Here is a 16596-nt window from a genome sequence, read left to right as displayed (position 1 = left end):
CTTAGCCGATCCGCTCGGCGCGGCCGAAGATGCCCTGCGGCCGGAACAGCAGGATGAGGATGAGGATGACGAGGGCGGTGGCGTACTTGAAGTCACCGGGGAGCACCAGGTTCGTGAGCTCCACGACGACGCCGATGATCATCGAGCCGACCAGGGCGCCGTACGCGGTGCCGAGGCCGCCGAGCGTGACCGACGCGAACATGAGCAGGAGCAGCTGGAGCCCGGTCTGCCAGTTCACGCCGTTCAGGACGAGTCCGAGCATCACGCCGGAGAGCCCCGCGAGGCCGGCGGCGAGCGTCCACACGAAGCGGATCACCCGGTCGACGTCGATGCCGGAGGCCGCGGCGAGCGCCGGGTTGTCCGACACGGCGCGGGTCGCCCGGCCGAAGCGCGTCTTCGCCAGGAAGAGCCCGGTCGCGACGAGGACCACGAGCGCGATCCCCATGGCGACGTAGGACTGCACCGTCAGGGTGACGCCGGCGAACCGCACGGTCTCCGGGTTGCCCTGCTGGATGCGGACCGTCGAGGCACCGAAGAAGTACTGGAACGCGTACTGGGCGGCGATCGACAAACCGATCGTCACGATCATGAGCTGCGTGAGGCTGATGCGCCGTCGCCGGAGTGGGCGCCAGATCGCGGCGTCCTGCAGGTACCCGGTCGCGGCGCACAACAGCGTGACGACGATCCCGGTGACCCAGATGTTCCAGCCGAGTTGGTTGGCGAACACGTACGCCAGCAGACCGCCGAGGGTGACCTGCTCACCGTGCGAGAAGCTCGACAGCCCCGTCGTGCCGTAGATGAGCGAGAGCCCGATCGACGCCAGGGCGATGAGCAGCCCGAGCCTGAGGCCGGAGGCGAACTGCTGCCAGGCCCGCTGGATGCTCACACCCGACGAGTCCGTCGAGGTCGTGGCGCCCTTCTGGTCGGACAGCTGGAAGATCTGCCCGACGTTGGCGTTCAGGGTGGCCTGCACCTTGCGATCGGCGTCGGCGGCGTTCGTCAGGTACTGACCCTTCGGCAGGGTGCCCTGGTCGACGCTCACCGTGTACTCGCCGGCCGTGTCGACGCTGACGGACCAGCGGCCGTCGCCGTTGGTCGTGGCCGTCTGGTCGAAGCCGCTCGGGCCGGTCACGTCGACGTCGACGCCCTCGGCCGGCTCACGCTCGGAGTCGGTGATCGTGCCCTGGATGCACCCGTTGTCGGGGCTGACGGTGCACGCCTGGCTGGTGGCCGGTGCCGAGGTGGCACTGAAGGCCGGCAGGGTGACCGCCCAGTCGATCAGGAAGGTCGCCAGGAACGCGGCGACGAGCACGGCCGCCAGGACCGGTCGTCGTCGTGCGTGGCGGAGGCGGAACAGGCGCGGCTGCGCCCGTCCCGGAGGAGTGATGGATCCCACGGAAGAGCCTCTCGTTCGGATGACGAGGAACCTATGGGGATTTTGTGACACCCGTGTTTCCAACACGTTCCCTGTGTGATTCGTACCCGAACTGTGACGTTGTGGAGGAATGCTCCGAGGCGGGCGCGATCCGTGCCTCCAGGCGGAATGCGGCGACAGCCGCTCGCGTTACCATGTCCTATCCGGAACCCGTCGTCGTGTTCCCGGTGTCTCGACACTTCACTCGCCCACGAAGGGGACCCATGGACCAGCCGGATCCGTTCGGATTCATCGGACTCACGTACGACGACGTCATGCTGCTGCCCGGGCACACCGACGTCATCCCGAGCGAGGCGTCCACGGCGTCCCGGCTCACCAAGCGGATCTCCGTCAACGTCCCGCTGCTCTCCGCCGCGATGGACACCGTCACCGAAGCCCGCATGGCCATCGCCATGGCGCGCCAGGGCGGCATCGGGATCCTGCACCGCAACCTGTCCATCGAGGACCAGGCTGCCTACGTCGACAAGGTCAAGCGCTCCGAGTCGGGCATGATCACCAACCCGGTGACCACCACCCCGGACGCCACCGTGGCCGAGGTGGACGCGCTCTGCGGCCAGTTCCGCGTCTCCGGCCTGCCGGTCGTCGAGCAGGACGGCACCCTCGTCGGCATCATCACGAACCGCGACATGCGCTTCGTGGCCACGTTCGAGCAGGCCACCACGTACGTGCGCGACGTGATGACGAAGGCCCCGCTGATCACCGCGATGGAGGGCATCGACCCCGAAGAGGCGATCGCCATCTTCGCGCAGCACAAGATCGAGAAGCTGCCGCTGGTCGACGCCGACGGCAAGCTCCGCGGCCTCATCACCGTCAAGGACTTCGACAAGAGCGAGCAGTACCCGGACGCCACGAAGGACGACGAGGGCCGACTCCGCGTCGGTGCCGCGATCGGCTTCTTCGGCGACGCCTGGCAGCGTGCCGAGGCCCTGCGTGACGCCGGCGTCGACGTGCTCGTCGTCGACACCGCCAACGGTGAGAGCGAAGGCGTGCTCGACATGGTCCGCCGCCTCAAGGCCGACCCGACGTTCGACGCGATCGACGTCATCGGCGGCAACGTCGCCACCCGCGCGGGCGCCCAGGCGCTCATCGACGCCGGTGTGGACGCCGTCAAGGTCGGTGTCGGCCCGGGCTCCATCTGCACCACGCGCGTCGTCGCCGGTGTCGGTGTGCCGCAGGTGACCGCCGTGTACGAGGCCTCCCTCGCCGCACGTGAAGCCGGTGTGCCGATCATCGCCGACGGTGGCCTGCAGTACTCGGGTGACATCGCGAAGGCCCTGGTTGCCGGTGCCGACACCGTCATGCTCGGCTCGCTGCTCGCCGGCACCGACGAGTCCCCCGGTGACCTGGTCTTCGTGGGCGGCAAGCAGTTCAAGGCCTACCGCGGCATGGGGTCCCTCGGGGCCCTGCAGACCCGTGGCAAGAAGACCTCGTACTCGAAGGACCGCTACTTCCAGGCGGACGTGCCGAACGACGACAAGCTCATCCCCGAGGGCATCGAGGGCCAGGTGCCCTACCGCGGTTCGGTCGGCAACGTCGTCTACCAGCTCACCGGTGGGCTGCGGCAGTCGATGTTCTACGTCGGCGGTCGCACGATCCCCGAGCTGAAGGCCCGTGGCAAGTTCGTCCGCATCACGGCGGCGGGGCTCAAGGAGTCCCACCCGCACGACGTCCAGATGGTCGTCGAGGCGCCGAACTACCGCAGCTAGACAGCGTTCGACAGCACGCCTCCGTTCCCCTGTGGAGCGGGGGCGTGCTGCATTCCCCGGCGGTAGTGTCGCCGCATGGTCAGCGCCGTCTCACACACCACGATCGACTCCCGCGACGCCTACGCCCAGTCCGAGTGGTGGAAGCAGGTGCTCGGGTACGTCGATCTGCCCGACGACCCGAACGCGCCCGGGCACGAGGAGTGCGAGATCACGGCACCCGACCGGTCCCACACCGTGCTCTTCATCCAGGTGCCCGAGGTGAAGACCGTGAAGAACCGGATCCACTTCGACCTGCGCCCCACCGACCGCACCCGCGACGAAGAGGTCGAGCGGCTCCGCGGCATCGGTGCCGTGGAGCTCGCCGACCTGCGCCACCCGGACGGCGGATGGGTGGTCTTCGCCGACCCGGAGGGCAACGAGTTCTGCGTCCTGCGGTCCCAGGCCGAACTCGACGAAGAAGCCGTCACGCAGAGCTGACCGACCCGGCGACCGGCCCGCTGGCCGGGCCGCCGGGCCTCCGGCCGAGCCACTACGCCGAACGCCAGTCGTTCGACGTGATGTGCGAGCCACCGTGCGGGCCCATCTGCAGCATCCCGCCGTCCACCGGCAGGGACACCCCGGTGATGTAGGACGACGCACGCGAGGCCAGGAACGCCACGGCTGCCGCGATCTCCCACGCGTTGCCCGGACGGCCGAGTGGCACACCGGGGCGGTCGATGGTGTGCGGGTCCTCGTCCTCGGCGCCGGTCATCCGGGTGGCGATCTCGCCGGGGGCGACGGCGTTCACGGTGATGCCGTGTTCGGCGAGCTCGATCGCCATGGTCTTCAGCAGGCCGCCGAGACCGTGCTTCGCGGCGTCGTAGGCGCTCGAGCCGTAGCGGGGCTGGTGCTCGTGCACGCTCGTGATGCCGATGATCCGGCCGCCGGCGCCGGCCTGCACCATGTGCTTCGCGGCGGCCTGCATCGTGACGAAGGCGCCGTCGAGGTCGGTCGACACCGTGTGGCGCCACTGGTCGAGGGTCATCTCGAGGAACGGGGCGTTGTCGCCGGTGCCGGCGTCGGCCACGAAGACGTCGACGCCGCCCAGCTGCGAGACGAGGCGGTCGACGACGGCGGCCGCCCCGGCGAGGTCGGAGACGTCGATCTGCTCGACGAAGGCACGACGGCCGATCTTCCGGACCTCCTCCGCGGTCTCCTCGGCACGGTCGGGTTCGGACAGGAAGGTGATGCCGACGTCCATGCCGGCTTCGGCGAGTGCGACGGCGGTCGCACGGCCGATCCCGGATTCGGAGCCGGTGACGATGGCTGTGGTGGGCTGGAAGTCGCTCATGCGGCGGAACGTACGCCGGGCCTCCCGGGCGCCCTGCCGGACCATCCGCCTGGCGCAGGTCGGGTCGCCACGACGGCACCGTCGCTCCTGCGCCGATCCCTGTCCCTGCGCACAGGAACGTCACGGCTCGGTAACGAAACACCTTTGCGTACCGCCCCGTCACACGGGCGAAACACATGGACCCTACGTTTCTCGACATCCAGTGGAGGCGTCGCATTCACCCGAAGCGGCACAGCCTCCGCGCAGAGAAAGGGCTCCACGGATGATCAGAACCACCCGTGCCACCGCGGCACTGGCGTTGGCGGGCGCAGCAGCCGTCCTCCTCGCCGCGTGTTCCACCACCGGCAGTGCTTCCCCCTCGAGCTCGGCGTCGAGCGATGCGAAGAAGGATCCCGCCGCCAGCTGCAAGGCCCCGGACACCCCCGGTACGGACGCGCTGAAGATCGGCACGATCCTGCCCCTGACCGGTTCGCTGGCCTACCTCAACCCGCCGGCCGAGTCCGGTGTCGGCCTGGCCGTCAAGGACATCAACGCCGCGGGCGGCGTCCTCGACAAGGACGTCACGATCGACCCGGCGACCGACTCCGGCGACAGCAACGACATGACCGTGTCGAGCTCGGCCGCGACGAAGCTCGTCAACGCGAAGGTGCCGGTCGCGATCGGTGCCGAGTCCTCGTCGGTCACGCTGAACGTCATCGACCAGCTGACGAGCAACTGCATCGTCGAGATCTCGCCCGCGAACACCGCGACCGACCTCTCCGGCTACTCGTCGTACTACTACCGGACCGCACCGCCGGACTCGGTGCAGGGTTCCGCGCTCGGCCAGCTCGTGACCGGTGACGGCAACGCGAAGGTCGCCTTCCTGGTCTTCAACGACACGTACGGCACCGGCCTCCGCAACTCGGTGCAGGCTGCGGTCGAGGCGTCGGGCGGCCAGGTCGTCTACGGCGGCAAGGGTGAGGGCCAGGAGTTCCCGCCCGGCCAGACCACGTTCTCGTCCGAGGTGACCGCGGCCCTGGCCGCGAAGCCCGACGCGATCGTCGTCTTGGCCTTCGACGAGACGAAGTCGATCATCCCGGAGCTCGTCTCGCAGGGCAACGAGGCGAAGATCTACATGTCCGACGGCAACACGGCGGACTACTCGAAGGACTTCGACAAGGGCACCCTGACCGGTGCCCAGGGCACCATCCCCGGTGCCTCGCCGAAGGACGACTTCAAGAAGCAGCTCGCTGCGTTCTACAAGGACTCGTCGGGCAAGACGCTCGCCGACTACTCGTACGCGGCGGAGTCCTACGACGCCACCGTCCTCGCCGCCCTCGCCGCGGTGAAGGGCAAGGGCACCGACTCCGGCACCATCCAGGCCAACATGGCTGCGGTGTCGGGTGCTGACGGCGGCACCGAGTGCGCCACGTTCAAGGAGTGCAAGACGCTCCTGGACGACGGCAAGGACATCCACTACACCGGCCCGTCCGGCATCGGTCCGTTCGACGAGAACAACGACCCGTCGGCCGCTTACATCGGCATCTACAAGTTCGACGGCGACAACAAGCCCGTCTACCAGAGCGCCATCCAGGGTGCGGTGAAGAAGTAGGGCTCAGCCCAGCACCGCTCGCGAAAGCGACAGGCCCCCACGGAACTTCCGTGGGGGCCTGTCGCTTTGGCGTCGGCCTGGAGGCCCGTGGTGCGTCCGTCAGACCGGCTCGGCCTGGGTGGGTGCGAGCGCCCGGCGACGGGACGCCCGCGCGGCGGCGAACGAGTCCGCCGTCAGCACCACGAGCGCGAGCCACACGATGCCGAAGCCGAACCAGCGTCCGGCCGACATCTCCTCGTGCTGCACGAGCACCCCGACGAGCAGCTGCATCACGGGCGCCAGGTACTGGGTCAGCCCGAGCGTCGACAGGCTCACCCGGCGTGCCGACGACGCGAAGAGCAGCAGCGGCACCGCGGTCGCCGGCCCGGTCAGCACCGTGATGACCGCGTGCCCCCAGCCCTCGCTCGTGAACGTCACGCCGCCACCGAGCCCGGTCACACCGAGCACTACCAGCGCCACGACCGCGATCGGCAGCAGCCACACGGTCTCGATCGTCAGGCCGCTCAGGGCGTCCACGGTGCCGCCGACCCGCTTCTTCACCAGGCCGTACAGTCCGAACGAGAACGCCAGGGCCAGCGAGATCCACGGCATCTGCCCGTAGCCGATCGCGATGACGACGACCGCCACGACGCTCAGCCCGACGGCCGCCCACTGCGCCGGACGCAGGCGTTCGCGCAGGACCACGACGCCGAGCGCGATGGTGACGAGCGGGTTGATGAAGTAGCCGAGCGCGGCCTCGACGGTGTGGCCGGTGGTCGTCGCGAGGACGTAGACGGTCCAGTTGACCAGGATCAGGACGGCGGCGAGCCCCATCACGAGCATCACACGGCGCTGGGCCATCAGGGTGCGGGTGCGGAGCCACGACCGGGTCACCGCGATCGCCACCGCGCAGAACACCAGGCCGAAGACGATCCGCCACGACACGATCTCGAACGCCGCCGCGGGGGCCATGGCCGCGAAGAGCAGCGGCATCAGCCCCCAGAGCCCGTAGGCCACGATGGCCTGCACCACGCCGACGGATGCCTCGCTGCGGACGGGTCGCGCCGGACTCGGTTCACTCACGGAACCATCCTAGGAACGACCGCCGACGCGTGGGACGCGCACCGGGCCTCCAGGCGAGGTGATAGCGGACCGATCAGGACCGGCGCACCCGGGTGACCGGCCCCGGACGCACGAACGCCCCGTCGGCCCGAAGGCCGGACGGGGCGTCCGTGGTGAGTACTCGACTCAGTGAACGATGACCGCGAGGACATCGCGGGCCGACAGGACCAGCAGGTCCTCGCCCGAGTACTTGACCTCGGTTCCGCCGTACTTGGAGTAGATGACCTTGTCACCCACGGCGACGTCGAGCGGGACGCGGTTGCCGTTGTCGTCGATGCGACCCGGACCCACGGCGACGACCTCGCCCTCCTGGGGCTTCTCCTTCGCGGTGTCGGGGATGACCAGACCGGAAGCGGTGGTCTGCTCCGCCTCGACCTGGCGGATGACGATGCGATCCTCGAGCGGCTTGATGCTGACGGCCACGGTGACCTCTTCTTTCTCGGTACGGACTCGGTACAGATGAAAACCGGGTTGGCACTTCGCACAGGAGAGTGCCAACGCCAACTCTAGGGGGCCTCTGGCACTCGGTCAATCCGAGTGCCAGCACATCCGGAGAACACGCAGCACCTGCGAGGATCGACGCATGGACGCCGCCGAACTCACCGCACTGCTGACCTCCGACGGGATGGCCCTGCTCGACCGTACCCCGGGTGTCTCCGACGGTGGCGAGATCGTCCGCGTGGTGTCCCGGCTGCGCGCCGAGGGACACGATCCCCGGCTGGTCGCCGCGGTGCTGACCCAGGCGAAACTGCGGCTGAAGGCCCGTAGCAAGTTCGGCGACTTCGCCTCCCGCATGCTCTTCACCGAGGCCGGGCTCGAGCAGGCCACCCGGCTGCAGGTCGCGGCCCAGCACGCCGGACGCTTCGCCGCGGCCGGCCTGACCCGGGTCGCCGACCTCGGCTGCGGCATCGGCGGGGACGCCATGGCGATGGCGGCGCTCGACCTCGACGTCACCGCCGTCGACCGTGACGAGGTGACGGCGGCCGTCGCGACCCACAACCTCGCGGTCTGGCCGAACGCGCGGGTGGAGCTCGGTGATGCCGCGTCCTTCGACCTGTCCTCGGTGGACGGCGTGTGGATGGACCCCGCACGACGCACCTCCGGCCACTCGGACACCCGCCGGCTCGCCGACCCCGACGACTGGTCGCCCTCGCTCGACACCGTGTTCGCCGCGGCGACGACGACGCCGACCGGCGTGAAGCTCGGACCGGGCATCGACCGCGACCTGATCCCGGACACCGCCGAGGCGCAGTGGACCTCCGTCGACCGCGAGGTCGTGGAGCTCGCCCTGTGGTTCGGCCCCCTCGCCCGCCCCGGGATCCGCCGCGCTGCGACCGTCATCGGTGCACACGGCATCGCCGAGATGACCGGAGCGGCCGACGCCGACGACGCCGAGGTCGGACCGCTCGGTGCCTACCTGTACGAGCCCGACGGCGCCGTGATCCGCGCACGGCTGATCGGCGACCTGGCACGAGGCCTCGACGGGCACATGCTGTCCGAGGGCATCGCCTACGTCACGTCCGACCGCGCCGTCACGACCCCCTTCGCGCAGGGTTTCCGGGTGCTCGACACGATGCCGCTCGACGTCAAGCGACTGGCCGCACGGCTCGCCGCCGACGGCATCGGCACCGTCGAGATCAAGAAGCGCGGCGTCGACGTCGACCCGGCGCAGTTCCGCAAACGGCTGCGGTTGCGCGGATCGGGTCGCGTCACGCTCGTGCTCACCCGCCTGGAGGGACGCCACACGGCGATCCTGTGCGAGCGGCTCACCGACACGGTCGGCTGACGGCCGGGGGCCGCGTGCGGTGCTGCGAGCGCGCCAGCGGCAGCGTCAGCGTCAGCGGCTGCGTCAGCTGACGAAGGCGCCGGAGTTCGAGCTGTAGTCGGAGTAGTCGGAGTAGTCCGACGCGTTCGCGATCGAGATCCACACCAGGGCGACGATCAGGATGAACAGGCCCGTCAGGATCCAGCCACCGATGATGCCGGCGAGCGCCAGGCCGCGGCCACCCTCGCCGGTCTGCTTGATCTTGCCGAGGGCGATGTGGCCCATGATCGCGCCGGCCGGGCTCGTCAGGATGATGAGCGGCCAGATGATGATGCCGCCGAACGCGAAGACGATCGACAGGATCGACAGGACGTTCGTCTTCGGGCGCTGCGCGTAGGGCTGGTACGTGTACGGGTTCGACGCGTAGGGCTGCTGCTGCTGCGCATACGGGTTCTGCTGCTGCGCGTACGGGTTCTGCTGCTGGCCGTACGGGTTCTGCGGGGCGCCGTACGCGTTCTGCTGCTGCTGCTGCCCGTACGGGTTCGACGAAGCCTGCGGTGCCGCGTAGGGGTTCTGCTGCTGCCCGTACGCGTTCTGCTGCTGCTGACCGTACGGGTTCTGCGGCTGCTGCGGAGCGCCGTACGGGTTCTGCTGCTGTGGGGCCGCGTACGGGTCCTGCTGCTGGCCGTACGGGTTCTGGGGCGCTTCCGGGGCCGACGGCGCCTGCGGTGCGTCAGGAGCCTGCGGGGCGTCCGGGGCGGGCGTGCCGTCGGGCTGTCCGTTCGCCGGGCCGTTCGGCGTCTCGCCCGGCTTCGGCCACTCGTTCTGATCGGACACCGTCCACCCCTCTCGGGCGTCCGGTCTCTCCGACGCCCGTGTGAATCCTCCCACAGGCTCCCGAAGAAGGACCGGGGCCGAACTGGTCAGACCTGGACGGTCGTCACCGGCAGGGTCGAGTCGGCGGCGATGCCGAGGTCGCTCGGCGCGTGCCCCTCGGCCACGAGTCGGGCGCCGACGGCGGCGATCATCGCGCCGTTGTCCGTGCACAGGTCGAACGGCGGGATCCGGAGCCGCACGCCCGCGGCCGCGCAGCGCTCCTCGGCGACCTGTCGCAGTCGGGCGTTCGCGACGACCCCGCCACCGAGCAGCAGCCGGTCGACGCCGGTGTCGCGGCACGCGTTCAGGGCCTTGGTCAGCAGGACGTCGACGACGGCTTCGCGGAAGCTCGCGGCGACGTCGGCCACCGGCACCTCGCGGCCCTCGTCGCGGCAGCGCTCGACCCACCGTGCGACGGCGGTCTTGAGCCCCGAGAACGAGAAGTCGTACCGGTGCGCGGCCATGTCCTTCGGCAGCGTCAGTCCCCGGGGGAACCGGATCGCCGTCGGGTCGCCCTCAGCCGCCGCACGGTCGATCTGCGGGCCGCCGGGGTAGGGCAGGCCGAGCAGCCGCGCGACCTTGTCGAACGCCTCGCCCGCCGCGTCGTCGATCGTCTCGCCGAGCAGTTCGACGTCGCCGACCAGGTCCCGCACCAGCAGCAGCGACGTGTGGCCACCGGAGACCAGCAGCGCGATCGTCGGCAGCTCGATCCCACTGCCGTCCTCGCGCAGCACGTCGGCGCCGACGTGCCCGACCAGGTGGTTCACGCCGTACAGGGGCTTGCCCGTGGCCACGGCGAGCGCCTTCGCCGCGCCCACCCCGACCATGAGCGCCCCCGCCAGGCCCGGCCCGGCGGTCACTGCGACGGCGTCGAGTTCGTCGAGGGTGACGCCGGCACGCTCGAGCGCCTCGTGCAGCGTCGGGGTCATCGCCTCGAGGTGGGCCCGTGCGGCGACCTCGGGCACGACCCCGCCGTAGCGCGCGTGCTCGTCCATGCTCGAGGCGATCACGTTCGCCAGCAGGGTGCTCCCCCGCACGATGCCGACGCCCGTCTCGTCGCAGCTGGTCTCGATGCCGAGCACCAGTGGTTCAGTCGCGCTCACCGAGGGCCTCCTGTCCGATGGGTCCGACGCCGGACGACCGCTCGGCGTCCGGGCCGGGCAGTTCCGCCCGCATCACCCACGCGTCGACGCCGTCCGGTTGGTAGTAGCGCGGCCGGGTCGCGATGTGCTCGAACCCGAACGCCGTGTACATCGCCTGTGCCACGGGGTTGTCCGCGCGCACCTCGAGGAACACCTCGCGCACACCGCGGCGCTGCGCTTCGTCAAGCAGTTCCGTGAACAGGACCCTCCCGAGCCCCTTGCCGCGCTGGTCCGCGGCGACGGCGATGGTCTGCACGTCGGCGACCGGGTTGCCCGCGAGCGACGAGAGCCCGGCGTACCCGACGACCAGCGGCGCGGACGTGTCGTCGACCGTCTCGATCACGACGTAGTACCCGTGCGGTGAGTACAGCTCGCCGGACATCTGCGAAGCCGACCAGGCGTCCGTCGGGAACGAGACGTGCTCGAGCCACATGATGTCGTCGAGGTCCTGCGGGTGTGCCCGCCGCAGGCGGAGCCCGTCCGGCAGGGTCACTGCTTCACCCGCTTCGGCGCACCCGGCACCGTGACGTCGGGGTCGCGCAGGTACAGGGGCGTGTCCTGGTCGAACGCCGCACCGGACGCGAGCCGGTCCGCGGCGAGCGAGCCGAGCCTCCAGGCCGGGATGGACGCAACCGTCACGCGGTCCCAGCGCACCGCTGCGGGCCGGGAGGCGCGGATCGCGTCGTCGAGATCGGCGGGCTTGGCGAGTCCGGGGCCGGCCACGCGGACGCCGTCGGCGTCGTAGGCGCTCCAGTAGACCTCGCGGCGGCGGGCGTCCGTGAGGACGACGAACGGACCGGCGATCCCCGAGTCCCGCTGGTCGAGGGCGACGGCGTCGTGGCTGACGAGGGGCAGGACGGGGACGCCGCGAGCGGCGGCGAAGGTGCGGGCGGCGGCGATTCCGACGCGCAGGCCGGTGAAGGGGCCCGGGCCCATGCCGGCGACGACGCCGGTGACGTCGGCTCCGGTGATGCCGGCCTCGGCGAGGGTCTCGGCGAGGAAGGGGCCGATCACCTCGGCGTGCCGGCGGCTGTCCTCGGTGTCGCGGGTCGCGAGGGCCTGGCCGGTGGCCGGGTCGACGACGGCGACGGAGGTCCCGGCGGAGGTATCGATCGCGAGCAGCACCCGTCCATCGTAGGCGGGGCGGGGCAAGGGGTCAGTCCTCGTCGAGGCTGCCAGCGACCGCGTTCCAGATCTCGTCGGCACGCCAGCGCTCGCGACCGCCTCTGCCCGCTCGCCCGAGTGACCGGAGCCAGCCGTACTCCTCGGCTCGACGGAGCAACGCGGATGCCGTCGGCTGTGACACCCCGAGCGCCCTCCGGACCGACGCCACCGTGAGGACGGGGTTCTTGAAGATCACGTCGACGAGCCCGGGGAGCGCCGAACGCTCCGTCCGCGCAGCGAGGCGGTACCGCTCGCGGATCTCCACGAGCTTCCGGATCCGCTCGGCGCTGTCATTCGCTCGGACGGCCACCGCCTCGGCGAAGAACTGGATCCACTCGTTGACCTCTCCGCGCTCCCGAACGGCCTGCAACCGCTCGTAGTACTCGGTGCGGTGTTGTTCGAAGTACCCCGAGATGTGCAAGATCGGCGCGGGCAGGATGCCGTCTGCGATCAGCGAGAACCCGATCAGGAGGCGCCCGATCCGACCATTGCCGTCGAGGAACGGGTGGATCGTCTCGAACTGGTAGTGCATCAGGGCGCACTTCACCGTGACCGACATCGAGTCCAGTGGTGCGTTGACGAAACGCTCCCAGTCGTCAAGGGTCTCGGGAAGGTGGTCCTGATGCGGCGGGATGAACCGGGCAGTCTCCGGTCGAGCGTTCGGAGATCCGATCCACGCTGGTGAGCGACGAAGCTCACCGGGCGACTTCTCGTCTCCACGGACCTCCCGCATCAGGGTCTCGTGGAGCGAACAGATGAACCGTTGGGTGATGGGGAGATCTGCGAGGAGCGCCACTCCCTCGCGGGCGGCCCGGAGGTAGTTGTCCACCTCGCGGAGATCCTCGTCGAGGATCTCGTCGTCGTTCTCGACGCTGAGCACATCGCTCAGTGACGCCTGGGTCCCCTCGATGCGCGAACTCGCCAGCGCCTCCTGCGCCATGGACGGGCCGAGCAGGAGTTCCGGTTCCTGGATGAGCTGCCCGAGCCCGGCGAGCCGACCGATCGCGATGTCCGCGCGGGACACTGCGGCGTTCGTCATCGGCTCGAGGACGAGCTCACGTGGTAACGGCGCGGGGAGGAAGTAGGCGTGCGGCCACTCCGACAACGGACGCGTGGCGAGTGTGCCGAAGCGTTCTGATCGGAAGTCTTCTCGACGCATCCTGTCATCATAAGCAAAATGGGCTTTGAGTTATAAGTTCCGGTGGAACTTCCAAACATTGACGCGTTGTCCGTCGTGATCGCACGGCGAACGATGTCGACGTCGCTGGCGACCGCCTGGATCGTCGGTACCACGCCTGGTCATCGGTGCTGGGTCAGAGGACCACGCCGTCCCAACGCGGACCGGTGACGGTGACGACGACGCGGCGGGGTTCGTCGGGCACGTCGTCCGGATCCGTGTCGTCGGCAGCTGCGTCATCGGCACCGGTGGCACGGGTGATCTCGACGTCGAGCACGCTGTCGCTGATGCCCTCGACCATGCCGCGACCCCACTCGACGACCACGATGGCGGCGTCCCAGTCGAGGTCGAGGTCGTCGAGCTCGACCGGATCGGACAGACGGTAGGCATCGACGTGCACCAGGTCGGGGCCGGCGGCCGTCGGGTGCGTCCGGGCGAGGACAAAGGTCGGGCTGGACACCTGGCCGCGTGCGCCGAGTGCGGCGCCGAGCCCGCGCGTCAGGGTCGTCTTGCCGGCACCGAGCGGCCCGGTCAGCACGACGAGGTCCCCCGCGCGCAGCACCGCGGCCAACCGGGCCCCGAGCTCCCCCATCGCCTCGGTGCCGTCGACGGTGGTGTCGAGCAGGACGTGCGGCAACTCGGTCACGGCCGCTCGCCCCGCAGGTACTCCCCGACCCGTCCCTCGATGTCGTGGCCCTCGTAGAACCGGGGCACACGGCTGCCGATGCGGCAGACGATCTCCTCGCCGATGGTCTCGAGCGCCGCGCCCCACTCGAGCACGGTCATCTCGTCGTGCTCGCCGGTGCCGAACAGCACGACGGAGTCGCCGGTCTGCACGTCGTCCTCGCCGACGTCCACCAGGAACTGGTCCATCGCGACGCGGCCGGCGATCGGGTAGCGCTTGCCGCCGATCGCGACCTCGATGCGGCCCTGCGCCAGACGCGGGACCCCGTCGGCGTACCCGACGGGCACGAGCGCCAGGGTCGTCTCGGTCGCCGTGCGGTACGTGTAGTCGTAGGAGACGCCGGTGTCGACGGGGACGCGCTTCGTCTTCGCGACCGACGCGGTCAGGGTCATCACCGGCTCGAGTCCGAGGTCGGCCGCCGAGACGCCGTCGGCTCCGGGGATGCCGAACAGGTTCGCGCCCATCCGGACCATGTCCTTGCGGAACTCCTTGCGCTCCAGCCCCGCGAGCGACGCGGCGACGTGCTCCATCGGGACGTCGAGCCCCAGGTCCTCGGCGATCTCGATCGCGGCGTCGAACACGGCGACCGCGGCGCTGTCCTCGTGGTCGGACGCCTCGGCCAGGTGCGTGTACGCGGCGACGACCTCGATGCGGCCGTTCCGCTGGGCGTCCCGGGCGAGCTCGACGAGCGCCGGCCAGTCCGCCGGGGTCGCGCCGTCGCGGTGCAGGCCGGAGTCGACGCCGAGGTGCACCCGGGCCGGTCGCTGGTCGACGGCGTCGACGATGCGCTGCAGCTCGGCGACGTTCGAGACGCCGAGGTCGACGGCCGAGTCGATGGCGTCACGGAAGTCCAGGTCGGGGTCGTGCTGCCAGGTGAACAGGTGGACGTCCTCGCCGACGCCGATCGAGCGCAGCCGCAGGGCCGCGGGCACCGTCAGCACGCCGATCCAGCGGATGCCGGCGTCGACGGCGGCGAGCGCGATCGGCTCGAGGCCGTGCCCGTACGCGTCGGCCTTCATGATCGCCATCACGGCGACCGGGTCCATCCACTCGCGGACACGGTCGAGGTTGGCCCGGTAGGCGTCGAGGTCGATGCGCGCCTGACGCAGCGGTGCGGAGCTCACGTCGTCCTCCGTTCCACGCTGCGGCCGATCCGGGCGACCACCTCGTAGTTGATCGTGCCGATGGCGTCGGCCCAGTCCTCGACGGCGGGGTCGCCGTTCGCGGGGTCGCCCCACAGCACGGCCTCGTCACCGACCTGCACGTCGGCATCGCCGATGTCGACGTGCATGGCGTTCATCGCGACACGTCCGACCACCGGGAACGTCCGGTCGCCGATCCGCACCGAGACCCGGTTGCCGAAGTCGCGGTCGAAGCCGTCCGCGTAGCCGAGGCCGATCACGGCGAGACGGGTGTCCGTCTCGGCGCGCCAGGTGTAGCCGTAGGAGACACCGTCGCCCGCGGCGACCGGCACGGTGCGGAGCACGGCGGCGGTGACCCGCATCGCCGGGCGCAGCCCCAGGTCGGCCGAGGTGCGACCGTCGAAGGGGCTCAGCCCGTACAGGGCGAGTCCGACGCGGGACAGGTCGTGGCGGGTCTCCGGCACGGCGATGCTCGCGGCACTCGCGGCGAGGTGCACCACGTCCGGCACGATGCCGTTCGCGGCGAGGCCGTCCAGCGCCCGCTGCAGTGCGGCGTCCTGGTCGAGGTCGTCGGTGCGCGACGCGTTCGACAGGTGGGACATGAGCCCCTCGACCCGGGTGCGGTTGCCGCCGCGGGCCAGGGCGCCGGCGGTCGCGAAGAGCTCGGCCCACTCGGACTCGACCGCACCGTTCCGGCTCAGGCCGGTGTCGACGCACAGGTGCACGGCGCGGACGTCGGAGTCGGCTGCTGCGGAGAGCTGCTCGACGCTCGACACCGCGGGCGTGACGTCGAACTGCGCGGCGCGACGGAAGTCCTCGTCGGGGGCGTGCAGCCACGCGAGGATCCGGACGCCCTCGTCGATGCCACCCTGACGGAGCGCGACGGCCTCGTCGATGTCGGCGACCCCGAGCCACTCGGCACCGGCGTCCACGAAGGCCTGCGCGGCGTCGAGGGCCCCGTGGCCGTAGGCGTTCGCCTTGACCACGGCGATGACGCCGGCCGGGGCGACCCGGTCGGCGATCGTCGCGTAGTTCTCGATCAGGGCCCCACGGTCGACCGTGATCCCGGTGAACGCACTCACTGAACCGTCCCCTCCAGGACCACGTCTGTTCCTTCCAGGACCACGAACGCGGTCGCGATCCCTCCATCATGCGAGAGCGACAGGTGCACGGACGTCACGCCACGCGCGTCCGCCACCTGCCGGGCCCCCTGGTGCAGGGTGAGCGACGGGTTCCGCTGGTCGTCGGACACGACCTCGAGGTCCTGCCAGCTCAGTCCGGCACTCGACCCGAAGGCCTTGATCAGGGCTTCCTTCGCCGCGAACCGTGCAGCGAGGGACGCGATCGGCCGGGGTTCGCCGTCACGGACCTGCTCGGACGGCGTGAACAGCCGCGCCCGCATCGCCGGTGTGCGCTCCAGCACCCGTTCGAACCGCTCCAGGTCGACCACGTCGACCCCGATCCCGATGATCACCGTCGCGA

17 protein-coding genes are annotated in these 16596 nt (G+C 70.4%); 4 read left to right on the top strand and 13 right to left on the bottom strand.

Features of this window, described 5'->3' with window-relative positions; translation table 11 throughout:
- Position 1: 1 nt before the first annotated feature.
- Positions 2 to 1312, bottom strand: a complete 1311-nt coding sequence (locus tag DEJ12_RS03110) for a branched-chain amino acid ABC transporter permease (protein ID WP_084740736.1) — start codon at positions 1310 to 1312, stop codon at positions 2 to 4.
- Between the two features lie 326 nt (positions 1313 to 1638).
- Here DEJ12_RS03110 and guaB point away from each other — a divergent pair, with 326 nt between their 5' ends.
- Both guaB and DEJ12_RS03100 read left to right on the top strand, forming a co-directional pair.
- Positions 1639 to 3141 (top strand): IMP dehydrogenase, encoded by a 1503-nt coding sequence (gene guaB / locus DEJ12_RS03105; protein ID WP_071404638.1) that lies wholly within the window; start codon positions 1639 to 1641, stop codon positions 3139 to 3141.
- Positions 3142 to 3216: 75 nt separating this feature from the next.
- Positions 3217 to 3618 carry a VOC family protein gene (locus tag DEJ12_RS03100; protein WP_111028987.1) on the top strand — a complete coding sequence of 134 codons (402 nt, stop codon included), beginning with the start codon at positions 3217 to 3219 and terminating at the stop codon, positions 3616 to 3618.
- 52 nt (positions 3619 to 3670) lie between these two features.
- On the opposite strand, the gene DEJ12_RS03095 is transcribed toward DEJ12_RS03100, so the two are convergent.
- The gene (locus DEJ12_RS03095) at positions 3671 to 4471 is read right to left on the bottom strand and encodes an SDR family oxidoreductase (RefSeq protein ID WP_111029107.1); all 801 of its coding nucleotides are present in this window, start codon (positions 4469 to 4471) and stop codon (positions 3671 to 3673) included.
- Between the two features lie 262 nt (positions 4472 to 4733).
- On the opposite strand from DEJ12_RS03095, the gene DEJ12_RS03090 reads away from it, so the two are divergent.
- A complete protein-coding gene (locus tag DEJ12_RS03090) occupies positions 4734 to 6062 on the top strand; it encodes an ABC transporter substrate-binding protein (RefSeq protein WP_071404636.1) in 1329 nt (442 codons plus the stop codon).
- 99 nt (positions 6063 to 6161) lie between these two features.
- Here the strand turns inward: DEJ12_RS03090 and rarD are convergent, their stop codons facing one another.
- Positions 6162 to 7124, bottom strand: coding sequence for an EamA family transporter RarD (gene rarD / locus DEJ12_RS03085; RefSeq protein WP_071406138.1), 963 nt, complete (start codon positions 7122 to 7124; stop codon positions 6162 to 6164).
- Between the two features lie 165 nt (positions 7125 to 7289).
- The gene (groES, locus tag DEJ12_RS03080; protein ID WP_017885484.1) at positions 7290 to 7586 is read right to left on the bottom strand and encodes a co-chaperone GroES; all 297 of its coding nucleotides are present in this window, start codon (positions 7584 to 7586) and stop codon (positions 7290 to 7292) included.
- Between the two features lie 160 nt (positions 7587 to 7746).
- Between groES and DEJ12_RS03075 the strand changes: the two genes are divergently transcribed.
- Complete coding sequence (locus DEJ12_RS03075; protein WP_111028986.1) at positions 7747 to 8949, top strand: class I SAM-dependent methyltransferase; 1203 nt, start codon at positions 7747 to 7749, stop codon at positions 8947 to 8949.
- 63 nt (positions 8950 to 9012) lie between these two features.
- On the opposite strand, the gene DEJ12_RS17925 is transcribed toward DEJ12_RS03075, so the two are convergent.
- The 9 genes from DEJ12_RS17925 to DEJ12_RS03030 all read right to left on the bottom strand — a co-directional run bounded on the left by DEJ12_RS17925 (position 9013) and on the right by DEJ12_RS03030 (position 16588).
- Positions 9013 to 9765 (bottom strand): DUF4190 domain-containing protein, encoded by a 753-nt coding sequence (locus DEJ12_RS17925; RefSeq protein WP_181432999.1) that lies wholly within the window; start codon positions 9763 to 9765, stop codon positions 9013 to 9015.
- Between the two features lie 86 nt (positions 9766 to 9851).
- A complete protein-coding gene (gene tsaD / locus DEJ12_RS03065) occupies positions 9852 to 10907 on the bottom strand; it encodes a tRNA (adenosine(37)-N6)-threonylcarbamoyltransferase complex transferase subunit TsaD (RefSeq protein ID WP_111028984.1) in 1056 nt (351 codons plus the stop codon).
- A complete protein-coding gene (gene rimI / locus DEJ12_RS03060) occupies positions 10894 to 11439 on the bottom strand; it encodes a ribosomal protein S18-alanine N-acetyltransferase (protein WP_111028983.1) in 546 nt (181 codons plus the stop codon). The genes tsaD and rimI overlap by 14 nt, the downstream gene beginning before the upstream one ends.
- Positions 11436 to 12071, bottom strand: coding sequence for a tRNA (adenosine(37)-N6)-threonylcarbamoyltransferase complex dimerization subunit type 1 TsaB (gene tsaB, locus DEJ12_RS03055; protein ID WP_111028982.1), 636 nt, complete (start codon positions 12069 to 12071; stop codon positions 11436 to 11438). Before tsaB ends, rimI begins: the two co-directional genes overlap by 4 nt.
- Positions 12072 to 12102: 31 nt before the next feature.
- Positions 12103 to 13269, bottom strand: coding sequence for a Fic family protein (locus DEJ12_RS03050; protein ID WP_111028981.1), 1167 nt, complete (start codon positions 13267 to 13269; stop codon positions 12103 to 12105).
- 154 nt (positions 13270 to 13423) lie between these two features.
- The gene (tsaE, locus tag DEJ12_RS03045) at positions 13424 to 13933 is read right to left on the bottom strand and encodes a tRNA (adenosine(37)-N6)-threonylcarbamoyltransferase complex ATPase subunit type 1 TsaE (RefSeq protein WP_181433000.1); all 510 of its coding nucleotides are present in this window, start codon (positions 13931 to 13933) and stop codon (positions 13424 to 13426) included.
- Positions 13930 to 15096: an alanine racemase gene (gene alr / locus DEJ12_RS03040; protein WP_181433001.1), complete on the bottom strand. Its 1167-nt coding sequence runs from the start codon at positions 15094 to 15096 to the stop codon at positions 13930 to 13932. Before alr (DEJ12_RS03040) ends, tsaE begins: the two co-directional genes overlap by 4 nt.
- Entirely contained in the window at positions 15093 to 16196 is a 1104-nt protein-coding gene (alr, locus tag DEJ12_RS03035) for an alanine racemase (protein ID WP_071406148.1), read from the bottom strand. The genes alr (DEJ12_RS03040) and alr (DEJ12_RS03035) overlap by 4 nt, the downstream gene beginning before the upstream one ends.
- The gene (locus tag DEJ12_RS03030) at positions 16193 to 16588 is read right to left on the bottom strand and encodes a holo-ACP synthase (protein ID WP_110863202.1); all 396 of its coding nucleotides are present in this window, start codon (positions 16586 to 16588) and stop codon (positions 16193 to 16195) included. The genes alr (DEJ12_RS03035) and DEJ12_RS03030 overlap by 4 nt, the downstream gene beginning before the upstream one ends.
- Positions 16589 to 16596: the final 8 nt, after the last annotated feature.

Origin of the sequence: Curtobacterium sp. MCLR17_059 (genome assembly GCF_003234665.1) — a bacterium.
Lineage (GTDB): Bacteria > Actinomycetota > Actinomycetes > Actinomycetales > Microbacteriaceae > Curtobacterium > Curtobacterium flaccumfaciens.
This window is presented reverse-complemented; position numbering and strand designations above follow the sequence as displayed.

Coding starts and splice junctions, on each gene's coding strand:
- DEJ12_RS03095 (WP_111029107.1), bottom strand. CDS start 4,471: ATGAGCGACTTCCAGCCCACCACAGCCATCGTCACCGGCTCCGAATCC.
- DEJ12_RS03090 (WP_071404636.1), top strand. CDS start 4,734: ATGATCAGAACCACCCGTGCCACCGCGGCACTGGCGTTGGCGGGCGCA.
- DEJ12_RS03100 (WP_111028987.1), top strand. CDS start 3,217: ATGGTCAGCGCCGTCTCACACACCACGATCGACTCCCGCGACGCCTAC.
- DEJ12_RS03075 (WP_111028986.1), top strand. CDS start 7,747: ATGGACGCCGCCGAACTCACCGCACTGCTGACCTCCGACGGGATGGCC.
- DEJ12_RS03050 (WP_111028981.1), bottom strand. CDS start 13,269: ATGCGTCGAGAAGACTTCCGATCAGAACGCTTCGGCACACTCGCCACG.
- guaB (WP_071404638.1), top strand. CDS start 1,639: ATGGACCAGCCGGATCCGTTCGGATTCATCGGACTCACGTACGACGAC.